Origin of the sequence: Methylobacterium variabile, from assembly GCF_001043975.1 — a bacterium.
In the GTDB taxonomy this organism is placed as follows: Bacteria; Pseudomonadota; Alphaproteobacteria; order Rhizobiales; family Beijerinckiaceae; genus Methylobacterium; species Methylobacterium variabile.
Genome location: NZ_LABY01000517.1, coordinates 1 through 1,374 on the forward strand (window position 1 = coordinate 1; position 1,374 = coordinate 1,374).

Sequence of the window (1,374 nt, forward strand, 5' to 3'; positions counted from 1 at the left end):
CCGGCGGCGGGGGCGGCGCCGGCTCGGGAGTCGGCGCAGTGGCGAGGCGGCGCAGGGCGTTGACCACGCCGGTCTCCTCGCCGTTGCGGCTCGGTGCGGCGTAGCGGCCGAAGCCGTAGCGCGGCTCGATCAGGTCGAGCACGGCGTCGAGGGCGGCGTTGGACAGTCCGATCTCGCCGGGCTGCGGCACGCCCTGGAGGGCAATGCTGCGGCCCTCGTAGGCCTGGTCGGCGCTGACCTCGGGGCCGAACCACGGCGGCGGGGCGAAGCCGTTCGCCTCGTCGGGATTCTCGAACACCACGGTGACCACGTCGACCGATCCCGGGGCGACGTAGCGGTCGATCAGGGCGTCGCGGCCGTTGCCGAGGGCGACCTGGGTGCGGTCGTAGGCGGCGCGGCCGGCGCAGACGTCGAGGAGCGCGTCGCCGTGGGCGCGCGGCACCTCGGTGCGCTCCTCGCTCGACGAGCCGCCGTCGGAGGTCACGAGCACGAGGTGGCACTGCCCGCCGTCCACGCGCACGAACGACGTCCGGCCGGCCTGGGGCGGGAAGTATCCTTCGGTGATGCGGGAGGAGCCGCGCTCCTTGCGGATCAGGCGGACCAGCGCCGGCGCAACCTGGAAACGTCGTACGAGGGTCATACGCTCAACTCCACGGGGGTCGCGGCCGCAGGCCGCGATCGGCGTCAACTCTCGCGTATCGACCCATCAAGGCGACGAAATCAAGACCACGTCCCCGCTGCCCCCCGGTTTATTGCCGGAATTCTATGGCGCGGAATCGAGCCTGTTCGACGCTGGGGCCGAGCCGTCACGAGCCTTCGGGAGGCTCGCCTCGATCAGGGCCTCGGCGGCGGCGGCCAGCGAGCGGTTCGGCCCCTCGGCGCCGAAGATCTGCCCGCAGGCGAAGGCGCCCTCAAGCAGCAGCAGCAGGGCATCGGCGAGGCGGTCGGGCGCCCGCGCGCCGATCGTTCCGGCGATCTCCGACAGACGGGCGTGGAGGGTGCGCTTGCTGTCGAGCACCGCGGCCCGGGCGGGATGGTCCTCCTCCGGATACTCGACGAGGGCGTTGGTGAGGCCGCAGCCGCGGAAGCCCGGCCGGGCGCTGCGCCCGGCGACCCCGGCGAGGAAGGCGACGAGGCCCGCCCGCGGGTCGCCCGGATGGGCGGCGAGCGCCTCGTCGAGGCGGCCGCGCAGGGTGGCGTCGTAATCGGCCAGGCAGGCGACGACGAGCGCGTCCTTCGAGGCGTAGCCGCGGTAGAGGCTCGGCTTCGTCACCCCGGCCCGGGCCACGATCTCGTCGACGCCGACGCCCCGGATGCCGCGGCTGTAGAACAGGTCGCGGGCAGCCGCCCGGATCCGGTCGCCGGCCCGGGCCG

General features: G+C 74.2%; 2 protein-coding genes. Both read right to left on the reverse strand.

Annotated elements, in window-relative coordinates; all coding sequences use genetic code 11:
- The coding region (locus tag VQ02_RS34255; protein WP_048448748.1) for a CYTH domain-containing protein at positions 1–640 on the reverse strand (640 nt) is incomplete at its 3' end.
- A 123-nt stretch (positions 641–763) separates the two neighbouring features.
- A partial coding sequence (locus VQ02_RS34260) for a TetR/AcrR family transcriptional regulator (protein WP_048448749.1) occupies positions 764–1,374 on the reverse strand: 611 nt, incomplete at its 5' end.